Raw genomic sequence first — 1,367 nt, forward strand, 5'->3', positions numbered from 1 at the left:
CGACGGCCTGATGGTGGTCAACCTGCACACAGGTCATCGCGACTTCAACGACGGCCTGATGGTGGTCAACCTGCACACAGGTCATCGCGACTTCAATTCGCAGGTTGCCCGCATCGAACGGACTTTCGGCAGTGAGGTGCTGCTGGTCGGCGATGACGAGTGCAGCAACACCATCGTGTTCGCATGCAAGGGTTTGCTGTCCAGGCGATTGAAGCCATCCATCCCGCGCAAGCCCAAAGGCTTTGATCGGGAGACCTGGGACGAATTGGTGCCCGCATTCTTCAGTGTCGCCAGTGCGCTCAGCGCGTGACGAAAGCCGACCTCCCGAGCGGGCGGTCAGCTGTCCGCTTTGAATCTTGATCCCTTGCACAGGTCTTGGCGAACTGCCGGGCCTTGCTTCCTTGTTCGTTTGCTTCGGGGTCGCAGAGCTGTCGGTCACCATTGTCCGGAGATGGCCGATTGTTGTCTGCCGCTGCGCCCGTCGTCTGCGGTAGACGACCCGTGCTGTCAGCCAACTCCCCATCTGGCATGCAGAAAGGCGGTCGCTCCCCGGGCTAGCGGGTTCGGGAATGCGGTGTCTCCACTCTCGATGGAATGACTATCCATTCACCGTCTTTCTCGACGTATCGGAACAAGTCCCCACGCCCGAAGCCGTCGCCGGCGCAGTAGCCCGATACCTCCACCCACAGGTACCCACCTTCTGACTCGCCACCCACGGCCCTGGTGAGCGTACAACCTGAATGCACTCTCGCAAAGTCAGCTGCCACCTGGGCATCGGTGGGGCCGCTGCAGCCCAAGATCGACGCACCGCAGAGAGCCGTAGCCCCGACAGCCAAGAGGCGACCGAGAACAGAGCGAAGCTGTTGAGGAGTCATCCGCAGAATCTGCACCCACATGGCGAAGCCGCTGTGAAGTCTGCGTGTTCCGAGGTCGTGTCGATTCTTCGAAGCGGCATCGCTACTCCACCGACGGCGAGAGTCAGCCTTTCGCGACGCCCACGCCTGTTGCAACCACAATGAGAGGTCATCCGAGAGCGGTCATTCGCGAACGGCAGCGAGTGGCCGTCTGCAGAGATTCGCAGCCGAAGCATTGCATGACGCCGACCGCTGCGAACCGTACTTCCTCTCCAGACTGATGGGTGCTGTTCGAATCGGAGGGGCCAGGTGGCTGCAGGCTCCAAGATTGGCATTGCAGGATGTCCGCGGCTCTTGTCGGCGACCTCTCCGAACCGGGCCCTTGGCGACGACTCACCGGGCCTCCAGGCAAAATCCAGCTCAGGGGCGAGCCTGACGCCAGGCCTGCCGGAAGCCCACCTTGAAGAATGGAGCAGTATCAATGGCACTGACGAAGAAAGGCGAATACTGGTA

1 pseudogene is annotated in these 1,367 nt (G+C 61.2%); it reads left to right on the forward strand.

The annotated features are described in order from the left end of the window. Positions 1 to 310, forward strand: a pseudogene (locus AC1D01_RS34815) (hypothetical protein); the annotation flags it as partial. Positions 311 to 1,367: the final 1,057 nt, after the last annotated feature.

It is taken from the genome of Rhizobacter sp. P3_B12 (assembly GCF_056402895.1).